Genomic DNA, 22522 nt, shown 5'->3' with positions numbered 1-22522 from the left:
AACTTCAGAGGGTAAAAACATGAAAAGACTGATAATTTCTGCTCTGGCCGGGGCGATGTCGCTGGCCGCTTTCCAAGCGATGGCGGCCGACAAGGTGACGCTGCAGCTGAAATGGGTCACGCAGGCCCAGTTCGCCGGCTACTACGTCGCCAAGGCCAAGGGCTTCTACGAGGCCGAAGGGCTCGACGTCGACATCAAACCGGGCGGGCCGGATATCGCGCCCGAGCAGGTGATCGCCGGCGGCGGCGCCGATGTGATCGTCGACTGGATGGGCGGCGCGTTGGCCGCCCGTGAAAAAGGCGTGCCGCTGGTCAACATTGCCCAGCCGTTCAAGAAAGCCGGCATGGAGCTGGTCTGCCCGAAGGACGGCCCGATCAAGACCGAAGCCGACTTCAAGGGCCACACCCTCGGCGTCTGGTTCTTCGGCAACGAGTACCCGTTCTATGCATGGATGAACAAGCTCGGCCTCAAGACCGACGGCGGCAAGGACGGCGTCACCGTGCTGAAGCAAAGCTTTGACGTGCAGCCGCTGATCCAGAAGCAGGCGGACTGCATCTCGGTCATGACCTATAACGAGTACTGGCAGCTGATCGACGCCGGCTACAAGCCGGAGCAGCTCACCGTCTTCAACTATTCAGCCATGGGCAACGACCTGCTCGAGGACGGCCTCTACGCGCTGGAGAACAAGCTGAAGGATCCGGCCTTCGAGGACAAGATGGTGCGCTTCGTGCGCGCCTCGATGAAGGGCTGGAAATACGCCGTCGACAATTCGGATGAGGCGGCCGAGATCGTCATGGATAATGGCGGCCAGGACGAGAACCATCAGAAGCGCATGATGGGCGAAGTCGCCAAGCTGATCGACAATGCCGACGGCAAGCTCGATCCGGCCACCTATGAGCGCACCGCCAAGGCGCTGCTCGACCAGAAGATCATCGCGAAGGAGCCGTCGGGCGCCTATACGACCGCGATAACCGACAAGGCGATCAAGTAAGGTCGACCTCGCCAGTCGAGACTTAACGGGGGCGGGTGACCGCCCCTTTTTCTTTGCTGTGGTAAAATATCCGTGTGCAGGGATACAAGCGGCCTGCCAACCGTTGCAGTGGGGCATCCGCGCGCCGGGGGAGCCGCGGCGGGGCGGATGCGCGCCAGCCAAGGAGGTTCTCCAATGCGCATCCAATCATGGCCGATGCTTTCGGCCTTTGCTGTCTCGACTGCTTTGCTGCTCGCATCTTCGGCCTTGGCCGAAACTGTGAAGTACAATGCGACGCTCGACGGTAGCCAGCAGAGCCCGCCCGTCACCACCAAAGGCAAGGGAACCGCCACATTCACCTTCGACACCGCCAAGAAGAAGCTCAGTTGGAACGTCAAATATTCCGGCCTCAGCGGACCTGCGACGGCTGCTCACATTCACGGCCCGGCCGCGTCGGGTGAAAACGCACCTCCGGTGATCCCATTCAAGAAGCTCAAGAGCCCGATCAAGGGATCGGCGACGCTGACCGACGCGCAGGCAGCCGACCTCGAGGCCGGCAAGTACTACGTCAACGTCCACACCAAGGCGAATCCGGACGGCGAGATCCGCGGCCAGATCGAGAAGGCAGGCGGATCGATGTAGCGGAGTTTCCTGGCAGCAACGAGGGGGGCGACCGCCTCGTTCTGCCGGATCAGGACTTGTCGCGTATCTGTGTCAGCGTGCGGGTCGGCGTGATGGCTTCAGGATCGAGCCTGATCTCGACGATCGCCGGCTTGCCGCTGGCGCGTGCGCGCTCGAAGGCCGGAGCGAAGTCTTCGGTCCTTTCGACGGTCTCGCCATGGCCGCCATAGGCGCGGGCGAGGGCGGCGAAATCCGGGTTCTTGAGGTCGGTCGCCACGACGCGGCTCGGATATTCCCGCTCCTGATGCATGCGGATCGTGCCGTAAATGCCGTTGTTGACGACCACCACGATGATCGGCAGGTCGTATTGCACGGCGGTCGCGAACTCCTGCCCGTTCATCAGAAAACAGCCGTCGCCGGCAAAAGCGATGACCTCGCGATCCGGGTATAGGGCCTTGGCCGCGACCGCGGCCGGCGTGCCGTAGCCCATCGAGCCGGAAGTCGGCGCCGCCTGCGTGGCGAAGCGGCGGAAGCGGTGGAAGCGATGTACCCAGGTGGCGTAGTTGCCGGCGCCGTTGGTGAGGATGGCGTCTTCCGGCAGCGCCTTTTCCAGATAGGTCATGATCGGCCCCATCTGCACAGCGCCGGGGCCGGTCTGAGGCGGCGTCGACCATTCGAGATAGGCGGCATGCAGCTTTGCCGTCTCCGCCGCCCAACCGGGCGCGGCCGGACCTTTGCGTCTGGCGAAGGCTCGCACGAAGGCGGCGGGGGAGGCGTTGATCGCCAGGGTCGGCCGATAGACGCGGCCAAGCTCGCCGGCGTCGGCGTGGACATGCACCAGCATCTGGTCCGGGTAAGGGCTTTTCAACAGCGTATAGTCCGAGGACGGCATCTCGCCCATGCGGCCGCCGATGAGCAGCACCAGGTCTGCCTGCTTGACCGTTGCCGCCAGCTTCGGATTGATGCCGATGCCGACATCGCCGGCATAGTTCGGATGCAAGTGGTCGAACAGCATCTGGCGGCGGAAGGAGCAGCCGACCGGCAGTGACCAGGCCTCTGCGATACGGGTGATGTCCTGAACCGCTTGAATATCCCAGCGCGTGCCGCCCAGGATGGCAATCGGCCGTTTGGCGGCATTGAGCAGGGCCTCAAGCCGGTCGAGTTCGGCTTCACCAGGGCTTGTTTCGACCAGCGTATGAGCCAGCGCCGTTGGGGCCTCGACCTCGCTGGTCAGCATGTCCTCGGGCAGCGAGATGACAACTGGGCCAGGGCGGCCTGACGTCGCCACCGCGAAGGCGCGGGTGACGAATTCCGGGATGCGTGAGGCATCCTCGATCTCGACCACCCATTTGGCGATGTCGCCGAAGAAGCGCTTGTAGTCGACCTCCTGAAAAGCCTCGCGCTCCTTGGCGTGACTGGCGACCTGGCCGATGAACAGGATCAGCGGCACCGAATCCTGCATGGCGATATGAATGCCGGCCGAAGCGTTGGTGGCGCCGGGGCCGCGGGTGACAAAGCATATGCCGGGCTTGCCGGTCAGGCGCCCCTGGCAGTCGGCCATCATCGCCGCTCCGCCTTCCTGACGGCAGACGATGGTACGGATCGGCGAGTCATGCAGCGCGTCGAGCACCGCCAGATAGGATTCGCCTGGAACGCAGAAGATGCGGTCGGTGCCGTTCGCTTCGAGCGCCTCGACGATCAATTGTCCGCCGGTCTTCATTTTGCTGATCTCTCCAGTTCGGCAAGGATTTCCTCAGTGTGCTCGCCGAGACGCGGCGAGGGGCGCTCATAGACGAGCGGCGTGCCGGACATCACCATCGGCGCACGTACCGTAGGCAGCAAATTGCCATGACCGTCGTCCAGGTCGAGCCGCATGCCGCGCGCGATCGTCTGCGGGTCGGCGAACATCTGGCCGATCGTGTTGATCGGGCTTGCCGGCACGCCGGCCGCCTCTAGCTTCGCCAGCAGCGGATCGCGATCCCACGTGCTCAGCGTCTCGATGATCTGTTCGCGCAGCTTTGCGCGATTGGCGACGCGCGCCGGATTGGTGGCGAAATCCGGATTGGCTGACAGATCGGTGAGGCCGACCGCTGCGCAGAACTTGGTGAATTGTCCGTCATTGCCGACCGCCAGGATGATATGGCCGTCCTTGACCGGCAGCACCTCGTAAGGCGCGATGTTCATATGCGCGTTGCCCATCTGCACGGGCGACTTGCCCGAGACCAGATAGTTGAGGTTCTGGTTGCCGAGCGCCGAGATCTGGCTGTCGAAGAGCGCCATGTCGATATGCTGGCCTTCACCGGTCCTTTCTGCGTGGCGGAGCGCCGCCTGGATGGCGATCACCGAATAAAGCCCAGTGAACAGGTCGGAGATGGCGACGCCCGCCTTCTGCGGCTCGCGGCCGACCTCGCCGGTGATCGACATCATGCCGGCCATCGCCTGGATGATGAAATCGTAACCCGCGCGGGGCGCGTAGGGCCCGTCCTGGCCAAAGCCGGTGATCGAGCAATAGACGAGGCGCGGGTTGATCCTCTTCAGGCTTTCATAGTCGAGCCCGTATTTCTTGAGACCGCCGAGCTTGAAGTTCTCGATCAGCACGTCGGCCGTGGCGACGAGACGGCGGAGCGTGTCGGCGCCCTCGGGCCTGGAGAAATCGATGGCGACCGAGCGCTTGCCGCGATTGCAGGAATGATAGTACGCCGCCGAAAGGTTCTCGCCGTCATGGCTCATGACGAAGGGCGGGCCCCATTTGCGGGTGTCGTCGCCGCCGTGCGGGCTCTCCACCTTGATGACATCGGCGCCGAGATCGGCGAGCAACTGCCCGGCCCAGGGGCCTGCCAGGATGCGAGCGAGTTCGATGACGCGGATGCCTTTCAGCGGGGGTTCAGCCATGGATCACCGTGAAGGGTTGAAAGCGCAGCGTCTACCAACAGAGGTCGCCCCTGTCACGACCCATGCAATGGGCCAATGCCGCTAGGTTTCAGCGTATGATCCGCCCAGGCGGCGAAATCATTCATGATGATGTCACGGTTGACCTCGTTCAGGCTCTCGTGGCGGGTGTCGGCGTAAACCTTTGAAACCAGATTCGAAAAGCCCATTTTGTCCATACGCCGGGCAAGGTGGTGAACCGCTTTGCCGTAGTCCGATGCCGGATCCTTCTCGCCGCCGATCAGATTGACGAAGAGGTCGCGGCGCACGCCGGCGAAGCTCGATTCCCTGCCGGCGTAGAGCGCCAAGTTGACCACATCGCGCCACATGGAGACCGAGGGATCCCAGCCGCAGAGCGGGTCGGCGATGTATTTGTCGACCTCGACCGGATCGCGCGACAGCCAGTCGAACAAGGTCCGGTGATTGGGCACGGCCTTGCCCCAGGCCTGGAAGGTCAGCTTGGGCAGCAGCCGAGATGGCATGTCGGAGCCCAGCCGCATCCTTTCCCAGCCCAGGATGGCCAGGGCCAGCTGGCCGAGCAGGCCTTGCGAGAAATTGCCGTTCCAGATCACGGCGGCATGGACACGACCGGAGTGGCGGAGGACGAAATTCAGCGCGATCGAGGCGCCGAGCGAATGTCCAAAAGCGATGACCGGCAATCCCGGATGATCAACGGCGATCAGATCATGCACCGCGCCGACATCGGCAATCACCTTGGCGATGCCGTCGGTATCGGCGAACCGGCCGAGCGGCGCATCGGGCGCCTTTGTCGCGCCATGGCCGCGATGGTCATGGGCGTAGACATGGAAGCCGCGCGCGCCGAGGAAGTCGGCAAAGCGGGCGTAACGCGCCGCATGCTCGGCCAAGCCGTGATTGATCTGGATGACGGCGCGCGGGGATGTTTGCGCATGTCTCACATAGAGGTTGAGGTCGGCCCCGGTCGGTGAGGCCAGCCTGGTCTGCTTGTCGAATGGCATGTCTCGCTCCCTTGGCGACTGATGGGCGAGGGCTTCGGCGGCGTCAAGAGAGCGCGATCCTTTCGAGCCATGTGGAGTGCGCTTATCGCTCTCCTGGGGATTATTTTCGCGCGACGACAAAGATCGCAATTCTGACACGTCGCCTGTTCTAATGTGCCGAATCCAATACGGTTCGATGATCGCCGGGAGAGCGGGAATGCGGGTTTGGGCAGTATGGGGTTCGGTTGTTCTGACCCTGGTTGGCGCCGGCGCGGCTCAGGCCGATGTGAAGATGAGCGGCACCTTCGTGGCCGACAGCGCCTGTCCGGCAACGCAAGCCATCAAGAGCGGCAAGAACTCCGGCAACGTGTCTACCCAAGCGGGACAGACCTATCAGCTTCTGGCAGGCAACAAGGACGAGCCTACCCATTATCTCATCCAGGTTCCTGGCGCCGATCCGGAGCGACGCTGGGTGAAGATCAACTGCGGTCATGTCATCGGCGGCAGCGCGTCCGCCACGCCCTCGCCGGCCGATCCGATGAAGCCGTCGCAACCTGGTTCCGGCAAGCCTGAATATGTGTTTGCGCTGAGCTGGCAGCCCGCATTCTGTGAGACCAAGGCCAACAAACCCGAATGCAAGGCGCAGAATCCCAACGAATTCGACGCTTCGCACTTCACGCTGCATGGGCTGTGGCCGCAGCCGAACGGCAATTTCTATTGCCAGGTGTCGGCGGGCGACAAGGCCAACGACAATCCCGCGCATTGGGGAGATTTGCCACCCGTCGAACTCGACGCCAACACGCGCGCCGAGCTCGACCAGATGATGCCGGGCACGGCGTCCAAGCTGGAGCGCCATGAATGGATCAAGCACGGCACCTGCTACGGCAAGAGCCAGCAAGAGTATTTCTCCGACGCGCTCAATCTGATGCGCGCGGTGAACGCCTCGCCGGTGCGCGATCTCTTTGTCAAAAACATCGGCAAGCAGCTGACATCGGAGCAGATCCGCAATGCCTTCGACCAGGCCTTCGGCAAGGGCGCCGGGGACCGCGTGCGCGTCTCCTGCCTTGTCGATCCGTCGAGCGGAAGGCGGTTGATCGGCGAGCTGACGCTCGGTCTCTCCGGTCCGATCGGCCCCGACAGCAAGCTCGCCAGCCTGCTGATCGCCTCGGCGCCGACGAGCAAGGCGGGCTGCCCGAAGGGCACGGTCGACGCGATAGGGTTCCAATAGGGCGCGTGCCAGGCCCGGATCTGGCCGCCGAACCGAGCATGATCGCCGGCTGGTGAAGATCGCGGCGTGCCGAAAGCGATTGCCGTTCGGCGCTTCATCGCCTACATAGCGCGCAACCCCACCCAATTCGACAGTTCAGTTTCAGGGAAAGCGCGCGTGGCTCGCCAGTTCATCTATCACATGTCAGGCCTGTCGAAGGCCTACGGCACCAAGAAGGTGCTCGACAACATCCACCTGTCCTTCTATCCGGACGCCAAGATCGGCATCCTCGGCCCCAACGGTTCGGGCAAGTCGACCATCCTGCGCATCATGGCCGGGCTCGACAAGGAGTTTCAGGGCGAGGCGTGGCTGGCCGAAGGCGCCACCGTGGGCTATCTCGCTCAGGAGCCGCAGCTCGACAACAGCAAGACCGTGCGTGAAAACGTCATGGACGGCGTCGCCAGGAAGACCGCCATCATCGAGCGCTATAACGAGCTGATGATGAACTATTCCGACGAGACGGCGGACGAGTCGGCCAAGCTGCAGGACGAGATGGACCGGCTGAACCTGTGGGATCTCGAGCAGCAGGTCGAGATGGCGATGGACGCCCTGCAGTGCCCGCCGGCCGATTCCGAAGTGACCAACCTCTCGGGCGGCGAGCGGCGCCGCGTGGCGCTCTGCCGGCTGCTTCTCGAGCAGCCCGACCTTTTGCTGCTCGACGAGCCGACCAACCATCTCGACGCCGAGACCACGCAATGGCTGGAAAAGCACCTGCGCGACTATCCGGGCTCGGTGCTGATCATCACACACGACCGCTACTTCCTCGACAACGTCACCGGCTGGATTCTCGAGCTCGACCGCGGCCGCGGCATTCCCTACGAGGGCAACTACACCAAATATCTGGATGCCAAGGCCAAGCGCCTGATCCAGGAAGGGCGCGAGGACGACGCCCGCCAGAAGGCGATCTGGCGCGAGCGCGAATGGATCCAATCCTCGCCGAAGGCGCGCCAGACCAAGTCCAAGGCGCGCATCAAGGCCTACGAGGAATTGGTCGAGCAGTCGCAGAACCGCAAGCCGACCGACACGCAGATCGTCATCCCGTCGAGCGAGCGCCTCGGCAATGTCGTCATCGAGGTCGAGGGCCTCAACAAGGGCTTTGCCGACGAGCTTTTGATCGAGGATCTGTCGTTCAAACTGCCGCCGGGCGGTATCGTCGGCGTCATCGGCCCGAACGGTGCCGGCAAGACGACGTTGTTCAGGATGATCACCGGCCAGGAAACACCGGATGCCGGCTCGATCCGCAAGGGCGAGACCGTGAAGCTCGGCTATGTCGACCAGAGCCGCGACGCGCTCGACCCGAACAAGACTGTTTGGGAAGAGATCTCGGGCGGCGCCGAGGTCATCAAGCTTGGCAAGCACGAGGTCAACAGCCGCGCTTACTGCTCGTCCTTCAACTTCCGCGGCGGCGACCAGCAGCAGAAGGTCGGCAACCTTTCCGGCGGCCAGCGCAACCGCGTGCATCTGGCCAAGATGCTGAAGGGCGGCGGCAATGTGCTGCTGCTCGACGAACCGACCAACGATCTCGACACCGAAACGCTGGGCGCGCTGGAAGATGCGCTCGAAGCCTATGCCGGTTGCGCGGTGATCATCAGCCACGACCGCATGTTCCTCGACCGCATGGCGACCCACATGCTCGCCTTCGAGGGCGATGCGCATGTCGAATGGTTCGAAGGCAACTTCGAGGAATATGAGAAGGACAAGCTGCGCCGCCTGGGCGCGGAGGCGGCAACCCCGCACCGCATGACGCACAAGCGGCTGACGCGGTAACAAAGTCCGTGGGCGGCGAACACATATGAGGCTCTGAAATGGCTGACTGGTCCGCCGCCCAATATCTGAAGTTCGAGGACGAGCGCACGCGGCCCGCGCGGGACCTGGCAGCACAAGTCCCGGTCGATTTCCCGCGCCGCGTCGTCGATATCGGCTGCGGTCCGGGCAACTCGACGGAGCTGCTGGTCGAGCGCTGGCCGGATGCGGAGGTCAGCGGCTTCGACACCTCACCCGACATGATCGAGAAGGCGAAGGCGCGGCTGCCCAACGTGAATTTCGCTCTAGCCGATGCTTCCGCATGGCAGCCGGCACAGCCCGTCGACGTGATCTTCGCAAACGCGGTCTTTCAATGGCTGCCGGAGCATCCGGCGGTGTTCCAGCAGCTGATCGGGCTGCTCGCGCCGGGCGGCGCCTTGGCCATCCAGATGCCCGATAATCTTGGCGAACCCTCGCATCGGTTGATGCGCGACACCGCGGCCGAGATGCCGTTCTCGGCCAAGCTCAGGAGCGCCGCCCGCGCGCCGCTGCCCCCGGTTTCCTTCTACTACGATCTTCTGTCGCCGCTCGCCGATCGCGTGGATATCTGGCACACGATCTACAATCATCCGTTGGCCAATGCCGAAGCGATCGTCGAATGGGTCAAGGCGACGGGGCTGAAGCCGTTCCTCGATCCGCTCGACGCGGACGAGAGAAAGACATTCCTCGAAAGCTACACCGCAAAGATCGCAAAGGCCTATCCGAAGACGGCGACCGGCAAGGTGCTGCTGCGCTTCCCGCGCATCTTCATCATTGCCAAGCGGGCCTGACCGTTTCCGGTCAACTCATCGCGATAGCCGGAACTGCGATTTAGGCTGGCATAAACCGGCCAAATGCGACAAGGGTAGCGCGCTCCGGCACAAAGGCCGTGCCTCGGACGGATTGGACATGCATCGCGTCATCATCAGCGGCATCGGCGCCGAAATCCCCGAGCCTGTCATCACCAATGAAGAGCTGGTCGAAAGCTTCAACAGCTGGGTCGACACCGAGAATGCGCGCCGCGCCGTCACAGGCGAGACGCTGCTGCAGAAGTCGGACAGCGACTTCATCGTCCATGCGTCGGGCGTGCAGACCCGCCATGTGATCGAACGCGAAGGCATCCTCGATCCAACCCGCATGGCGCCGCGCATTCCGGCCCGGCCGGACGACGCGCTGTCGCTGCAGGCGGAGTTCGGCATCGCTTCGGCCAAAAAGGCCATCGCCCATGCCGGCGTGGAAGGCTCGGATATCGATCTGGTGATCTGCTCGGCCTCGCATCATCAGCGACCTTATCCGGCGATCGCCATCGAGATGCAGCAGGCCCTGGGCACCAATGGCGCCGGCTTCGACATGGGGCTCGGCTGCTCTTCCGCCGCGGCGGCGCTGCACATCGCGGTCAACCTGGTCAGGGCAGGGGCGCACAAGCGCATCCTGGTGTCGACGCCCGAAATCATCACCGGCCATCTCAACTTCCGCGACCGGCAGACGCATTTCATCTTCGGCGACGCCTCGGTCGCCATGATCGTCGAAGGGCTCGACCAGGGCGAGAAGCGGCCGGGACGCTTCGAGGTGCTCGACACGCGCACTTGGACGCAAATGTCGAACAACATCCGCACCAATCTCGGCTACCACACCCGCACTGCCCAGGACGATCCCTACCAGATCAACCTCGAGGGCAATCTGATCAAGCAGGTCGGCAACAAGGTGTTCAAGGAAGTCACGGTCGCGGGCCACAAATTCATCGTCGAGTTCCTGGCCGAGCATGGTCTGGCGCCGCAAGGCATCCGCCGCTTCTGGCTGCATCAGGCCAATGCGCGCATGAATGCGATGATCCTGAAACTCGCCTTCGGCCATGATGTCGACCATGACCGCGCGCCGATGGTGCTGGAGCGGCTCGGCAACACGGCGGGCGCCGGCGCCATCGTGGCACTGTCCGAAAATCATGCGGACATGAAGGCCGGCGATTTCGGCCTGCTCTGCGCCTTCGGCGCAGGCTATTCGATCGGCGGCGCGCTGCTGAGGATGTTGTAAACCGGCTCAGGCGGGAACGAACGGCACCAGCATCGGCACGCGCCTGGCATAGTCGTCATAGGCGGGGCCGAGCTCGCCGCGCAGGAAGCTCTCTTCCAGCCTGGCCTTGACGACGATGCCGACGAGCAGCAGGGCAGCGCCGGCAACACCCCAGACAGTGCCCTTGGCTGCCATGGTGGCGAGGATCGACACCAGCAGGCCGGTGTAGATCGGGTGGCGGACCAGCCGATAGGGACCGCTGTCGACCACGCGGTGATCGGCTTTGGCGGTGACGGTGCCCGACCACAGCCGACCGAGATGCAAGCGCGCCCACCAGGCGAAAGCGATGCCGATCGCGATCAGGGCGACGCAGATCCAGCCCTCGGCAAGCGTCGGCGTCCACAGCCGCAATCGGCCGACATAGCCGTGCGCCGGCGCGAACAGCAGAAAGGTGCCGGCCAGCCAGAGAACCCGGTAACGGGCCTCAGCCTTGAAGTCCGCGCGCTTTTGCGCTGGATCGGCCCACGCGGCGGCCAGCACCCAAGACACCACCCAGGCCAACCAGAGCGCGGCGATCGCATGTTGAACCTGCATGATCTGAACCCTCCCAAGTTCGCGCCGCCATTTACGCCGCCGGCGCGGCGGCAATGCGGCGGAATGTGAAAGCGTGCGGCATCTTCAGGTAAGAAAGTCGTGATCGCCATGAAGCGCTGTGATCGGATCATCAGCGCTTTCGACTGGACCGAGTAGCCGAGCGTCTCTAGACCAACGCTATGCAGGAAACGAACCTAGAGCTTTTTCCGTCGGCGGAGCCGACGGCCGACATCGTCGCCGGCCGCAAGCTGACAGCATTGGCAGCGGCACTCTATGCCGCGCAGTCCGATCATTTCGAGACAAGGCCCGTGGACGAATTGCGCCTTGGCTTCGACGGGATCGAGGGTGACTTCCATGCCGGCGCGACGCGGCGCTCCGGCGGGCGCGAGCCCTGGTACCCGCGCGGCACCGAAATGCGCAACGAGCGGCAATTGTCGCTCGTCGCCGCGGATGAGCTCGCCATCGTCGCCCACCGCATGGGCCTCGAGGAGATCAAGGCGGAATGGATCGGCGCCAACCTGATGATCGAAGGCCTGCCGCATCTTTCGATGCTGCCGGCGGGGTCGCTGTTGTTCTTCAAGGGCGGCGTGACGATCAAGATCGACGGCCAGAACAAGCCCTGCCGGGTCGCCGGGCAATCGATCGCCGAACATGTCAACGCGGCGGATCGCGACGCGACGGCCTTGCTGTTTCCGAAGACGGCGAAGAGGCTGCGCGGTCTGGTCGCCTGGGTCGAAAAACCCGGCATCATCAGGACCGGCGAAGAGATTTCGGTGCGGGTGCCGGAGCAGTGGATCTATCGCGCGTGATCGGGCTTCGGCTTTGGATATCGCCGGTTCAAGTCTCGCTCGAGTGAACTGTTGGAGTGGCTTTGGTTGTCATCCGTAGCGCACTGCGCTCGACCAGGCCGGATCCTCGTGCTTTTGCCAGTAGAGGCGCATCAGACGCTCAGTGATCGCCCCGACCTTGCCATCGGCAACCGGAGCACCGTCGATCATCGTGACGGGCATGATGCCGCCGGCCGTCGAGGTGATGAAGACTTCGTCGGCTGACTTGAGCGCGGCCACGCTGACATCCGCGGCAACCGTGGGCAGTCCCGCCTCGGCGCACAGGTCAAACACGGTGCGGCGCGTTATGCCGGGCAGCACGCCGACGGCGGGCGTGGTCAATTTGCCTGCCCTGACACAGAACACGTTGAAGCCTGGACCTTCGGCGAGGTTGCCGTTGAAGTCGAGGACCAGCGCGGTGTCGGCGCCGCGGTCATAAGCGTCGTAGAGCCCGCGCACCAGGTCCAGCCAATGGTAGTTCTTGATCGAGGGATCGATCGAGGCAGGTGGGATACGGACTTTGTCGCTGATCGCGACGTGGAGGCCGCTTCGCAATTGTTCGGCATTGGCGACCGAGCCGAAGGGGACGGCGAAAGCCATGAACCGGTTGATCGCCTGACGCGGATCGCGGCTGAAGGTCGGCGAGGCGCCGCGCGTGCACAGCATCTCGACATAGGCACCGCGATGGCCGGACAGCGCGACGCAATTGTGCAGGATTTCGGCAACGCCGTCGCGGCCGAACGGGATGGTCATGCGAAGCTTTTCCAGCCCGCCGAAGAAACGGTCGAGATGCAGATCGAGACGGAAAAAGCGGCCGTCCCAGACATGGACCGTGTCGTAAGTGGCGTCGGAATGCAGAAAGCCCCAGTCCAGCACCGACACCTTTGCCTGCGACATCGGCAGATATTGTCCATCGAGGTAAGCGACGCCGTTGGGATAGGCATGCGGATCGAGATGACGCTCTGACAGAATGGGTAGTGGCGCGGCAGGCGCGGGGGCGGCTTGGCTCATTTCGCTCCATCTTCGTCGTTGTGGAAAGGCAGGTTAGCGTCCAGCTTCGAATGAAGTAAGAGCCAGGCCAACGGCGCTGTCTAGCCTAGCCTGTGCTTTACTCGTCCTCGTCATCCTCTTCCAGCAGCCGCGTCGCGCGCCAGCGGGTCAGCACCTCATTGGTCTCGTCGATGACAAAGAAGCGTGCCGAGTCGCGGTCATAGCCTTCGGCCAGCAGTTTGTCATAGTCGGTATGGGTGTGGCGGACATGCGCGATGGTTGCCAGCCACACCGCGATCGTCGGCGGCAAGCTCTTCATATGCACGGCTCCGGCATCGGCGCGGATTTTTTCCATGTCGGAATAGGGGGCGAGCGGCAAGAGCGCGGTGAGCGCCTTGGCAATCGCGCGGCGGCGGCCGGTCGGCGCGCTCATTTCTCCTCGCGTCCGGCAATGGCCGCCTCAGGGAAGGCATCGGTCGACGCATAGTAGGGCTTGATGTCGACGACCGGCGTGCCGTCGAGCACGTCGATGGCGTCGATCTCGATCCGGCCTTCCTCGATATCGAGCGCGACGAGCTTGGCGATGTGCAGGCCGACAGGGTTCGGCCGGGCAGGGGAGCGCAGCGAGAAAACGCCTTTCGGTTCAGCCGCATGGCGCGGCTTCTGCACAATCAGATTCCGTGGGGCATGATCGAGCCAGGACAGGATGACGATGTGGCTGGCGCGATCGAGGTTCTGCAGCCCCCGGCGGTAGGGCTTGTCGATCAGGATGGCCCCAGTCCGACCGGTCTCGCGGGCGGCGCGCATGTTCTTGGGACAATCCTCGCGGCTCGTCCAAGGCGAGGCGATCCGGCCGATGAAGACGACATGGCCGTCCGGCGGCAGATTGGCCGGGTCGTTTTCCAGGAGCGTCTCGTCCTCGCGTCTCTCGAACATCGTTCAATCAATCCGCGGACGCATGGCCTGCAATGCGCGGACCATGGCTGCGCCATTTTCTTGTCCGAGAGCGACATAACGCTTGCCAGGGTTTTAAATTCGACATAAACATATCTTTATATCTTTCAGCGAGAACCGCTCATGCATGTCACGCTCGACACGATGGTAGATACATTGAAGGCGGCTGCCGAATCCAGCCGCCTGCGCATTCTGGTGCTGCTGTCGCGCGGCGATCTCACCGTCTCCGACCTTACCGAAATCCTTGGCCAGTCGCAGCCGCGCGTCTCACGGCATCTGAAGTTACTGCTCGATGCCGGGCTGATCGGCCGCTACCAGGAAGGGTCCTGGGCCTTTTTCAGGCTATCGGACACAGACAGCTCGCGCGATTTCGTTCAGCGGCTGGTCTCGGGCGTGCGCGAGGCCGATCCGCAGGTGGTGCGCGACCTGGAGCGGCTGGCCGCTGTCAAGCGCAAGCGGCAGGACCGGGCCGCGGAGTATTTTTCGGAGAACGCTGCCAGCTGGGATCGCATCCGCTCGCTGCATGTGCCGGATCGCGCGGTGGAAGCGGCACTGCTCAAGCTTGTCGGCAAACGGCCGTTCCAGTCGATGCTCGACCTCGGCACCGGCACGGGCAGGCTGCTGGAGATCTTCGCGCCGCTCTACCGGCGCGGCGTCGGCATCGACATGTCGCGCGAGATGCTGACCGTGGCGCGCGCCAATCTCGACAAAGCCGGCGTCGCCAATGCGCAGGTGCGCCAGGGTGACATCTTTTCGCCGCCGGTCGAGCGCAACGCCTTCGATCTCGTCACCATCCACCAGGTGCTGCACTATCTCGACGATCCGGCCCGCGCCATCGGCGAGGCCGCGAGGCTGCTGCGTCCGTCCGGCAGGCTGGTGATCGTCGATTTCGCGCCTCACAATCTGGAGTTCCTGCGCGACCAGCACGCGCATATGCGGCTAGGCTTTTCCGACCGGCAGATCGCCGACTGGTTCGAGGAGGCAGGGCTTGACCTCGAAGAGAGCCAGGAGTTCGAGCCGCGCGGCCAGGCCGAGGCGAGACTCACCGTCAAGCTCTGGTTGGGTCGCGATCGCCGCCTGCTGATCGCCGATCCGTCCAACGACACACTTCCAGCAAGGGAAACAGCCTGATGAACCAGTTCCGCTTTTCCCGCCGCCCCGACATTGGCGACAAGGTCCGGGTTTCGTTCGAGTTCTTCCCGCCGAAAACGGATGAGATGGAAGCAAGGCTCTGGGACACCGTCACAAGGCTCGAGCCGCTCAAGCCGCGCTTCGTCTCGGTGACCTACGGTGCCGGCGGCTCGACCCGGGAGCGCACGGCGCGCACCGTGAAGCGCATTCTGCACGAGACGACGCTGACGCCGGCGGCGCATATGACCTGCGTCGACGCGGCCCGGCATCAGGTCGACGCCGTCATCCAGGAATTCGCCGACTTTGGCGTCACCCGTTTCGTCGCCTTGCGTGGCGATCCGGCAGCAGGCGTGGGGACCGCCTATCGTCCGCATCCCGATGGTTATGCGAACGGCGCCGAACTGGTCGGGGCGCTGAAGAGCGTCGGCGATTTCGACATTTCGGTCTCGGCCTATCCGGAAAAGCATCCGGAAAGCCCGGACTTCGCCACCGACATCGATATGCTGAAGCGCAAGGTCGACAATGGCGCGACGCGGGCGATCACCCAGTTCTTCTTCGATAACGACCTCTACGAGCGCTATGTCGAGCGCGCGCGCCGCGCCGGCATCTACATCCCGATCGTGCCGGGTATCCTGCCGGTGCACAACTTCACCCAGGTCGCCAATTTTTCCTCCCGCTGCGGCGCGCTGGTGCCGGCCTGGCTGGCCGAGCGCTTCGAAGGGCTGGAGAACGATCCGCAAACGCATGCACTGGTGGCCTCAGCGGTCGCGGCAGAGCAGGTCCATGATCTGGTCGAGCGCGGCGTCGGCGATTTCCATTTCTACACGATGAACCGTGCCGATCTGGTCTTCGCCGTCTGCCACATGATCGGCATCCGCTCGCATGAGGCGGAGGCGGCCGGCTCGGCCGCGGCCTGATCAAACTCGCCGAAAAGTGTGCAGCGGTTTTGCGAAACGACATGCATTCAAAACAATGATTGAAACGGAAAAGGCCGGGCGGAACCCGGCCTTTTCGAATCGGTTGGACTCATCCTCGGTGCTGGTCTTCCCGGCTTCGGCGGGTCAGGGAAGAACGCCCATGATAAGGGCGCCGATGAATGCAAACGCAGCACAAATCATCAATGCGTTGATTGGCCTCGTCAGTCCCATGCCATAGCCTCCTCTTAAGAGCTACGGCCGGAATCTAGAGTCATTTGGGTCACAGGCAAGCGGAAAATGTGCTGCATTGCGACGTGATTGTGGAATTTGCGACCTCGAATTTGCCGTTAGCCATTGAAACTCTTCGGCAAAAATCGATCCAAGAGTTTGTGAATATATTATGGCGAAGCCGTGGCATGGCACCGCTACCATCGGCCGAACAGGCGCCCGTCAATGGTGATCAGACCGACTCCGATCAGCGCCATGCCGCCCATTTCGAAGAGCTGCAGCCGCTCGCCCAGAAACAGGAATCCGAGCAGCACGGCACTCACCGGTACGATCAAAGTGACCAGCGAGGCGTTGGTGGCGCCGGCCGAGGCCACGAGGTTGAAATAGAGGATGTAGGCAAAGGCTGTGGAGAGCAGGGCCAGCCCGAGCACCGCGGCCCAGACTGGCGGCGAGACCGAAAACAGTCCGGTCGGGCCGTAGGCAATCAGCACGACGGGGATCATGATGATGGTCGATGCGGTCAGTTGCCCGGTGGCGATGACCGGCGCTGGCACCCCCTTGAACCGGCGCGCGATCATCAGGGCAATCGCGTAGGACACCGAGGCGCCGATCAGCGCGAACTTGGCCCAGGCCGGCTCGCCGAGGCCAGCAGCCAAACCAGGACCGATCATGACAGCTGTTCCTGCAACGCCGAGCGAGATGCCGGCCAGCTTGTTCCAGGACAGTTTTTCGTCAGCGGTGAGCGCATTGGCGAGGAGCAGCGTCCAAAATGGCGTCGTGGCATTGAGCACAGAGGCAATACCGGCGCCGAGCTCGGTCTGGCCGGCGAAGATCAGCGAAAACGGAATGACATTGTTGGCCAACGCCAGCAGGAAGAACAGGCCGGCGTGGGGAAAGGCGAGACGGAAGGACGGGCCGCGGATCGCCAGATAGAGCTGAAGCGCGGCCGCCGCGATGGCGACGCGAAACAGCACCAGCGCCAAAGGATGGATCTCCGCCACGGCAATGCGGGCAAAGAAGAAGGAGCCGCCCCAGATCGCGCCGAGCAGCAGGAGCTGCGCCCAATCTCTGAGCGTCATCGGTCCGCGTGTCGGCGCGGCGCCAGCCGCCATCGTCATGTCGTCACCCCTCCCATGCCGATCGCTCCCTCAATCCGCCGAACCAGCTCCAACCGATATACGGTTCGGTGGCAAGGGCCACCCGAAACCTGCCCAATGGTTTAGCGTGGCGCAAAAGGGTGCGGCCGCTCGCAGGCGAAGGCGAGACACAGAACTGTTTTCTTTGGCGGCTAGCTAGGATTAATTGTGCGCGCCGAGATCAAGGATTCGTCCATGCAGCGATTCGAAAATGCCCGCGAGGCGGCACTGGCGCTTCGTCCGGACGATCCGGTCTATTGCTTCCGCCCGCAGGTGCTTAAGGCCGATGCTTTGCAGTTCATGGGCATGTTCCCGGGCAAGACCGCCTATGCGGTCAAGACCAATGGCGAGCAGATCGTGCTGAAGACGCTGGTCGAGGCCGGCGTGAGCGCCTTCGACGTCGCCTCGCCCGGCGAGTTCGCCGCTGTGCGGGGGGTCTCGCCCGAGGCCGAAATGCTCTACATGCATCCGATCAAGGCGCAGTCGGACATCAAGCTGGCGTTGGAGAAATACGGCATCCGCGTGATTTCGCTCGATCATGAGGACGAGGTCACCAAGCTGACGCGCGTGGTGCGTGCGCTCGACATCGATCCCGGCGCTCTCACCGTCTTCGTGCGCATCCAGACCAAGGGCCACGCGGCCTATGAGCTGTCCAAGAAATTCGGCGCCGGTCCCGCCAATGCGGTGGAGCTTGCCGAGCGGCTCAACCGTACCGGCTACAAGGTCGGGCTGTGTTTCCATGTCGGCAGCCAGATCGAGGACCCCGACACCTACGAGCGCGCGCTGGCCTCTGCCGACTGGGTGCGCAACCGGCTGACCTTCGACATTGCCGGGCTCGACGTGGGCGGCGGCTTTCCGGCCGAGTACGGCCACGATCCCAACCGCAAACACATCGAGATGCCGTCGCTCGGCCAGCTCATGTCGCGGCTGGCCGGCGACCTCAAGGAATACCGGTTCGACGAGATGCCGCTGGTCGCCGAACCCGGCCGCGTGATCGTGGCGCGCTGCCTGTCGCTGATCGTGCGCGTGCTCTTGCGCAAGGGCAAAAGGCTCTACATCAATGACGGCATCTGGGCGTCGCTCTCGGATTCATGGACCGGCAAGATCACGCTGCCGGCGCGCTTCATTCCCGATCCGGCGATCCGCACGCGCAATGGCAGCGACAAGACGGTCGTGCCGTTCAAGGTTTGCGGCGCAACGTGCGATTCCGTCGACATCCTGTCGCGCCCATTCTGGCTGCCGGAAACGGTCGACACCGGCGACTGGATCGAGATCGGCCATATCGGCGCCTACTCGCTGTCACTGAGGACGCGATTCAACGGGTTCTATCCCGACACGTTCGTGGAGGTGACGACGCCGTTCGACGAGGGCGACGCGCCGCAAGGTTTCGCGAGCTTGGAGACGATGGCGGATTGAGCTCCCCTTCTCCCCTTGGGGGAAGGACAGGGCGCTACAATTTCGCCAGCAATTCCGGCGTCGGCCAACCGTCCACGGCCATGCCCAGGCGCATCTGCTCCTTGCGGATCGCTTCGCGGGTATTCGTGCCGAGGATACCGTCGACCGTGCCGACATCGTAGCCCTTGGCCTCAAGCTTGGTCTGCAGGGCCTTCATCTGGTCACCGTTGAGGCCGGGCTCGGGCGTGCGCGGGTCGAATTGCGGCGCCCCGGCCAGACGGGTCGCCAGCACCGCAGCGGTGAGCGCGTAAGTGAAGGACTGGTTCCATTCCAGATAAACGTCGAAATTGTCGTAGGTCAGGAAGGCTGGACCCTTGCGACCCATGGGCAAGGCGAGCCCGGCCTTCAGGCCGTTGTCGACGAGCGGCGTGCCGTCCGGATTGGTCACGCCCCATTGGGCCCATTGCGACAGCGGCAGCTTGTTGGTGCGGCCGGTCTGGTCCCAAGGCATGTCGTCGGGAACGCGCACCTCCTCGACCCAGGGCTGGTCGCGCTTCCAGCCGCGCGACAGGATTTTGTCGGCCGTGGTCATGATGACGTCCGCCACGCTGTTCCGGAGATCGACCTTGCCGTCGCCGTCGCCGTCGACGCCGCGGGCGAGATAGTCGGTCGGCAGAATCTGCGTCTGGCCGATCTCGCCGGCCCAGGCGCCCTTGACATCCGCCGGCAGCACGCCGCGGTCGATCAAGGTCAGCAACGGCACCAATTGCGGCCGGAACAACTGAGGGCGGCGGCAGTCGTGCGCAAGGGTGACCAGCGCGTCCAGCGTGTGGAAATCGCCCTGCACGGCACCGAAATCCGTCTCCAGTCCCCAGAACGCTGTGATGACGGCCGGCTGCACGCCGAATTCCTTGTCGGCGCGCGCGAAGACGTCGGCATATTTCTTGAGGTTGGCCGCGCCCTGCTTCAGGCGATAGGCCGAGATCATGCGGTTCGAGAATTGGGTGAAGGTCTGGGCGAACACCCCTTGAGCTCGGTCGCGCGCCAGCACCTTCTCATCGATCGCGGCATTTTCCAGCGCCTCCAGGCCAACGGCGCCGACGCCGGCTGCCTTGGCTTCCGCTGCCACGCCCTGTTTCCACGCTTCGAAATCGCCGCCGCATTCCTGCGCCGCCGCAGGCCAAGCGAAAGCGCCGACCAGCAGCGCCGCCAGGATTTCAACGCGCAATCGCATCGCTTCCCTTACGAGACCGGGGCATGATCACGGCCGGGTGCGGACGCATCATGCGTAGATTTCAAAATTCAGGAGCGCCGTGCGGCACCCCGGTGGGGTGCGCCGCTCCGCATCGCCAGCGGTTGCAACTATCACCGCCCGCCATGTCGAAAGCAGGCAAGGGGGCCGATGTCAACGGGTGTTCTGCCGCAGCCACTTGTTCCAGGCGGCTTCCGAGCCGTTGAAAACATTGATGTCGGACTTGCCGGTCATGCCGGGCACGATGCCGGTTCCGGTGTACTGCCAAAAGGTGAAAGGATGGCTGCCATACTTCTGGCGCGGATGGCCGGCGACCGAGCGCAGCCAGTAAGGATAGCCGCGGAACGTCGCCAGGTTATTGTCATCGAAGAAGTCGAGCGACGTATAGATGATCGGCTTCTTGCCATAATGGCGCTCGACGATCTCGAGAAAGGTGGTCATCTCGCTGCGCACCGTCGCGGGATCAGGGCGCAGTCGGCAGGTCGGCGACTTCGGGTTCCATTCCATGTCGAGCACCGGCGGCATCGCCGAGGGATCTTTCGGAACATTGGCGATGAACCAGCGCGCCTGGGTGGCGGCCGGGGTGCAGAAATAGAAGAAATGATAGGCCGCGCGCGGGATTCCGACGGCCTTGGTGCGTGCCCAGTGCTCGTTGAAATAATCGTCGAAGCGATCGCCGCCCTCGGTCGCCTTGATGAAGGCGAAGGAGATGCCGCTGGCCTTGGCCGTCGGCCAGTCGACAGAGGTCTGGTATTTTGAGACGTCGGTGCCGTGGACAGCATAATTCCACGGCGCGCCGCTGTCCCACTCATGCGGCTTGGAATCTTCGAAACGGGGCGCGCGCAGGGCGACCGTCTGCGATGACGGCGCCAGCGGCGATAGATCGTCCACGGTCGAGCAGGCGCTCAACAGCGTCAGCATCAGGATGGCCGCAAGACGGCGCATGATATCCCCCGAGCCGGGATCAGCCGGCCGCTGATGGGTCCTTCACTGATGGTGGTCGCTTCCGCGGGCCCCCTCCGGACGGTCGCCCCACAGGACCGCCCAGTCTCTCCGTTCATCGCCGAACATGGTTGATAATCCATTGACGGCGCTCGACATCGACCATGATTTTGGAGAAGCAATGGCGGCAAATCAATGACATAAAGCGAACCGGAAAACCCAAGGGCGGAAAGATGCGGGATGTCGTGAAGTTCATCAAATGGCTGTTCGGCCTCATTGTGCTGGCGGTGATCGCGCTCTTCGCCTGGCTCTACTTTGCGCCGCCCGAACTGATCCGTGTCGGCTCGGGCTATGCGGCCAAGATCGTCTGCTCCAACGTGTTCATCGCCGGCCGCGACCCGAATGAAGTGCTGGCCGTCGACGTGCAGGCGCCGGGCCATCCGCTGCTCAAGCTGATGAAGGTATCCGTCGACAAGGAAAGGGGCCTTGTTTCGGCGGGCCTGCTTTGGACGCTGGGCAAGAGCGTCGCCGTAGAGCGCGACGGGCTCGGCTGCGCGTCGGTTCCGGATGGCGACACCGGCAGGGCGCGGCAGACCTCCGTCCATATAGAGCCTTTGGCGGTGGCCTCGCAGGATGCGCTCTGGCCGGAGGGCGAAAGGGTGGACGCCCTGCAAAACCCCGCCGTCACGAAGATCGTCGACGATGCCGCGATGGTCGGGACAGGCATGCGCGCGGTCGTGGTGGTGAAGAACGGCCGCATCGTCGCGGAACGCTATGGCGAGGGTTTTTCGGCCAAGACGCCGCTGCTCGGCTGGTCGATGACCAAGACGGTGAATGCCGCGATCGTCGGCACGCTGGTCAAGGACGGCAAGATGGCGCTCGACAACAAGGGCCTGTTCTCGCCGTGGAAGGCCGACGGTCGGGCGGCGATCAGCCTTGCCGACATGATGGCGATGTCGAGCGGGCTGGAGTTCAACGAGGACTATGGCGACGTCGCCGACGTTACGCGCATGCTCTATCTCGAGCCGGACATGGCGGGCTTTGCCGAGACCAAGCCGCTCGGCGGTGAGGTGGGCAAGGCATTTTCCTATTCGAGCGGTACGGCCGTCATGCTGTCGCGGCTGTGGCAGGAGGCAATCGGCGACAAGGTGAAGGCGCTGACCTGGCCGCGCACGGCGCTGTTCGAGCCGCTCGGTATGCACAGCGCGGTGCTCGAAACCGACGAGCGAGGCACTTTCGTCGGCTCGTCCTATCTCTACGCCACGGCGCACGACTGGGCCCGCTTCGGCCAGTTCCTGCTGCAGGGCGGTGTCTGGAACGGCGCGCAGATCCTGCCCGCCGGATTCGTCGACTGGATGCGGCAGCCGGCGCCGGCCTCGAAGGTCTACGGCAACGGCCAGGTGTGGATCGAGGGTCCGGGCGATGAGGAGAATCCGGGCGCGGGCGCTGCCGCCGGCCTGCCCAAGGACACCTACTGGATGGAAGGCCATGACGGCCAGACGGTGGCCATCATTCCGTCGGAGCAATTGGTGGTGGTGCGGCTCGGGCTGACACCTGCCAAGCTCGGCTATCGGCCGCAGGCGATGGTGGCCGCGCTGGTGAAAGCTTTACACCAGTAAGGC

The 22522-nt window shown here is 63.7% G+C and carries 21 protein-coding genes; 11 read left to right on the top strand and 10 right to left on the bottom strand.

All coding sequences use genetic code 11. The annotated features are described in order from the left end of the window. Positions 1-19 precede the first annotated feature (19 nt). Both P9230_RS04330 and P9230_RS04325 read left to right on the top strand, forming a co-directional pair. Complete coding sequence (locus P9230_RS04330) at positions 20-991, top strand: ABC transporter substrate-binding protein (RefSeq protein WP_128370511.1); 972 nt, start codon at positions 20-22, stop codon at positions 989-991. Between the two features lie 174 nt (positions 992-1165). After that, complete coding sequence (locus tag P9230_RS04325; protein ID WP_127243160.1) at positions 1166-1612, top strand: CHRD domain-containing protein; 447 nt, start codon at positions 1166-1168, stop codon at positions 1610-1612. Between the two features lie 49 nt (positions 1613-1661). Here P9230_RS04325 and P9230_RS04320 read toward each other — a convergent pair whose 3' ends face one another. From P9230_RS04320 to P9230_RS04310, 3 genes are read right to left on the bottom strand one after another with little or no spacing between them, the layout of a single operon-like run. After that, a complete protein-coding gene (locus P9230_RS04320) occupies positions 1662-3311 on the bottom strand; it encodes a thiamine pyrophosphate-binding protein (protein ID WP_278087386.1) in 1650 nt (549 codons plus the stop codon). Further along, the gene (locus P9230_RS04315; protein WP_278117559.1) at positions 3308-4483 is read right to left on the bottom strand and encodes a CaiB/BaiF CoA-transferase family protein; all 1176 of its coding nucleotides are present in this window, start codon (positions 4481-4483) and stop codon (positions 3308-3310) included. Before P9230_RS04315 ends, P9230_RS04320 begins: the two co-directional genes overlap by 4 nt. Positions 4484-4536: 53 nt before the next feature. Beyond that, entirely contained in the window at positions 4537-5496 is a 960-nt protein-coding gene (locus tag P9230_RS04310; protein WP_278087388.1) for an alpha/beta hydrolase, read from the bottom strand. 196 nt (positions 5497-5692) lie between these two features. Between P9230_RS04310 and P9230_RS04305 the strand changes: the two genes are divergently transcribed. The 4 genes from P9230_RS04305 to P9230_RS04290 all read left to right on the top strand — a co-directional run bounded on the left by P9230_RS04305 (position 5693) and on the right by P9230_RS04290 (position 10555). Next, positions 5693-6703: a ribonuclease gene (locus P9230_RS04305; protein WP_278115597.1), complete on the top strand. Its 1011-nt coding sequence runs from the start codon at positions 5693-5695 to the stop codon at positions 6701-6703. 156 nt (positions 6704-6859) lie between these two features. Beyond that, positions 6860-8509, top strand: coding sequence for an energy-dependent translational throttle protein EttA (ettA, locus tag P9230_RS04300; RefSeq protein ID WP_067328984.1), 1650 nt, complete (start codon positions 6860-6862; stop codon positions 8507-8509). A gap of 38 nt (positions 8510-8547) precedes the next feature. Then, a complete protein-coding gene (tam, locus tag P9230_RS04295; RefSeq protein ID WP_095824939.1) occupies positions 8548-9315 on the top strand; it encodes a trans-aconitate 2-methyltransferase in 768 nt (255 codons plus the stop codon). A gap of 118 nt (positions 9316-9433) precedes the next feature. Continuing rightward, on the top strand, positions 9434-10555 hold the full coding sequence (locus P9230_RS04290) for a beta-ketoacyl-ACP synthase III (protein WP_095824938.1): 1122 nt from the start codon (positions 9434-9436) through the stop codon (positions 10553-10555). Between the two features lie 6 nt (positions 10556-10561). Here the strand turns inward: P9230_RS04290 and P9230_RS04285 are convergent, their stop codons facing one another. Continuing rightward, a complete protein-coding gene (locus tag P9230_RS04285; RefSeq protein ID WP_067328990.1) occupies positions 10562-11128 on the bottom strand; it encodes an isoprenylcysteine carboxylmethyltransferase family protein in 567 nt (188 codons plus the stop codon). A 179-nt stretch (positions 11129-11307) separates the two neighbouring features. Here P9230_RS04285 and P9230_RS04280 point away from each other — a divergent pair, with 179 nt between their 5' ends. After that, positions 11308-11937: an MOSC domain-containing protein gene (locus P9230_RS04280; RefSeq protein WP_095802403.1), complete on the top strand. Its 630-nt coding sequence runs from the start codon at positions 11308-11310 to the stop codon at positions 11935-11937. A 69-nt stretch (positions 11938-12006) separates the two neighbouring features. Here P9230_RS04280 and P9230_RS04275 read toward each other — a convergent pair whose 3' ends face one another. From P9230_RS04275 to tsaA, 3 genes are all read right to left on the bottom strand, one after another. Then, on the bottom strand, positions 12007-12966 hold the full coding sequence (locus P9230_RS04275) for a D-amino acid aminotransferase (RefSeq protein WP_095824936.1): 960 nt from the start codon (positions 12964-12966) through the stop codon (positions 12007-12009). 97 nt (positions 12967-13063) lie between these two features. Continuing rightward, positions 13064-13378, bottom strand: a complete 315-nt coding sequence (locus tag P9230_RS04270; RefSeq protein WP_066990672.1) for a DUF2293 domain-containing protein — start codon at positions 13376-13378, stop codon at positions 13064-13066. Then, entirely contained in the window at positions 13375-13881 is a 507-nt protein-coding gene (gene tsaA, locus P9230_RS04265; RefSeq protein ID WP_067328995.1) for a tRNA (N6-threonylcarbamoyladenosine(37)-N6)-methyltransferase TrmO, read from the bottom strand. The genes P9230_RS04270 and tsaA overlap by 4 nt, the downstream gene beginning before the upstream one ends. A gap of 141 nt (positions 13882-14022) precedes the next feature. On the opposite strand from tsaA, the gene P9230_RS04260 reads away from it, so the two are divergent. Both P9230_RS04260 and metF read left to right on the top strand, forming a co-directional pair. Next, positions 14023-15030 (top strand): metalloregulator ArsR/SmtB family transcription factor, encoded by a 1008-nt coding sequence (locus tag P9230_RS04260; protein WP_067328997.1) that lies wholly within the window; start codon positions 14023-14025, stop codon positions 15028-15030. Further along, positions 15030-15947: a methylenetetrahydrofolate reductase [NAD(P)H] gene (gene metF / locus P9230_RS04255; protein ID WP_127245810.1), complete on the top strand. Its 918-nt coding sequence runs from the start codon at positions 15030-15032 to the stop codon at positions 15945-15947. The genes P9230_RS04260 and metF overlap by 1 nt, the downstream gene beginning before the upstream one ends. A 425-nt stretch (positions 15948-16372) precedes the next feature. Here the strand turns inward: metF and P9230_RS04250 are convergent, their stop codons facing one another. After that, a complete protein-coding gene (locus P9230_RS04250; protein WP_095802406.1) occupies positions 16373-17293 on the bottom strand; it encodes a DMT family transporter in 921 nt (306 codons plus the stop codon). A gap of 213 nt (positions 17294-17506) precedes the next feature. Here P9230_RS04250 and P9230_RS04245 point away from each other — a divergent pair, with 213 nt between their 5' ends. Then, a complete protein-coding gene (locus tag P9230_RS04245; RefSeq protein WP_095802435.1) occupies positions 17507-18727 on the top strand; it encodes an alanine racemase in 1221 nt (406 codons plus the stop codon). A 34-nt stretch (positions 18728-18761) separates the two neighbouring features. Here the strand turns inward: P9230_RS04245 and P9230_RS04240 are convergent, their stop codons facing one another. Both P9230_RS04240 and P9230_RS04235 read right to left on the bottom strand, forming a co-directional pair. Beyond that, positions 18762-19940, bottom strand: coding sequence for a lytic murein transglycosylase (locus tag P9230_RS04240; RefSeq protein WP_128370524.1), 1179 nt, complete (start codon positions 19938-19940; stop codon positions 18762-18764). A 171-nt stretch (positions 19941-20111) separates the two neighbouring features. After that, a complete protein-coding gene (locus tag P9230_RS04235) occupies positions 20112-20903 on the bottom strand; it encodes a GH25 family lysozyme (protein WP_095779058.1) in 792 nt (263 codons plus the stop codon). A gap of 230 nt (positions 20904-21133) precedes the next feature. Between P9230_RS04235 and P9230_RS04230 the strand changes: the two genes are divergently transcribed. Continuing rightward, the gene (locus P9230_RS04230; protein ID WP_278117555.1) at positions 21134-22519 is read left to right on the top strand and encodes a serine hydrolase; all 1386 of its coding nucleotides are present in this window, start codon (positions 21134-21136) and stop codon (positions 22517-22519) included. Positions 22520-22522 lie beyond the last annotated feature (3 nt).

It is taken from the genome of Mesorhizobium sp. WSM4887, from assembly GCF_029625865.1.
Classification (GTDB): domain Bacteria; phylum Pseudomonadota; class Alphaproteobacteria; order Rhizobiales; family Rhizobiaceae; genus Mesorhizobium.
Note: the sequence above shows the minus strand (reverse complement) of the source record. Positions and strands in the feature narration are given on the sequence as shown.

Coding starts and splice junctions, on each gene's coding strand:
- P9230_RS04330 (WP_128370511.1), top strand. CDS start 20: ATGAAAAGACTGATAATTTCTGCTCTGGCCGGGGCGATGTCGCTGGCC.
- P9230_RS04325 (WP_127243160.1), top strand. CDS start 1,166: ATGCGCATCCAATCATGGCCGATGCTTTCGGCCTTTGCTGTCTCGACT.
- P9230_RS04320 (WP_278087386.1), bottom strand. CDS start 3,311: ATGAAGACCGGCGGACAATTGATCGTCGAGGCGCTCGAAGCGAACGGC.
- P9230_RS04315 (WP_278117559.1), bottom strand. CDS start 4,483: ATGGCTGAACCCCCGCTGAAAGGCATCCGCGTCATCGAACTCGCTCGC.
- P9230_RS04310 (WP_278087388.1), bottom strand. CDS start 5,496: ATGCCATTCGACAAGCAGACCAGGCTGGCCTCACCGACCGGGGCCGAC.
- P9230_RS04305 (WP_278115597.1), top strand. CDS start 5,693: ATGCGGGTTTGGGCAGTATGGGGTTCGGTTGTTCTGACCCTGGTTGGC.
- tam (WP_095824939.1), top strand. CDS start 8,548: ATGGCTGACTGGTCCGCCGCCCAATATCTGAAGTTCGAGGACGAGCGC.
- P9230_RS04290 (WP_095824938.1), top strand. CDS start 9,434: ATGCATCGCGTCATCATCAGCGGCATCGGCGCCGAAATCCCCGAGCCT.
- P9230_RS04285 (WP_067328990.1), bottom strand. CDS start 11,128: ATGCAGGTTCAACATGCGATCGCCGCGCTCTGGTTGGCCTGGGTGGTG.
- P9230_RS04280 (WP_095802403.1), top strand. CDS start 11,308: ATGCAGGAAACGAACCTAGAGCTTTTTCCGTCGGCGGAGCCGACGGCC.
- P9230_RS04275 (WP_095824936.1), bottom strand. CDS start 12,966: ATGAGCCAAGCCGCCCCCGCGCCTGCCGCGCCACTACCCATTCTGTCA.
- P9230_RS04270 (WP_066990672.1), bottom strand. CDS start 13,378: ATGAGCGCGCCGACCGGCCGCCGCCGCGCGATTGCCAAGGCGCTCACC.
- tsaA (WP_067328995.1), bottom strand. CDS start 13,881: ATGTTCGAGAGACGCGAGGACGAGACGCTCCTGGAAAACGACCCGGCC.
- P9230_RS04260 (WP_067328997.1), top strand. CDS start 14,023: ATGCATGTCACGCTCGACACGATGGTAGATACATTGAAGGCGGCTGCC.
- metF (WP_127245810.1), top strand. CDS start 15,030: ATGAACCAGTTCCGCTTTTCCCGCCGCCCCGACATTGGCGACAAGGTC.
- P9230_RS04250 (WP_095802406.1), bottom strand. CDS start 17,293: ATGACGATGGCGGCTGGCGCCGCGCCGACACGCGGACCGATGACGCTC.
- P9230_RS04245 (WP_095802435.1), top strand. CDS start 17,507: ATGCAGCGATTCGAAAATGCCCGCGAGGCGGCACTGGCGCTTCGTCCG.
- P9230_RS04240 (WP_128370524.1), bottom strand. CDS start 19,940: ATGCGATTGCGCGTTGAAATCCTGGCGGCGCTGCTGGTCGGCGCTTTC.
- P9230_RS04235 (WP_095779058.1), bottom strand. CDS start 20,903: ATGCGCCGTCTTGCGGCCATCCTGATGCTGACGCTGTTGAGCGCCTGC.
- P9230_RS04230 (WP_278117555.1), top strand. CDS start 21,134: ATGCGGGATGTCGTGAAGTTCATCAAATGGCTGTTCGGCCTCATTGTG.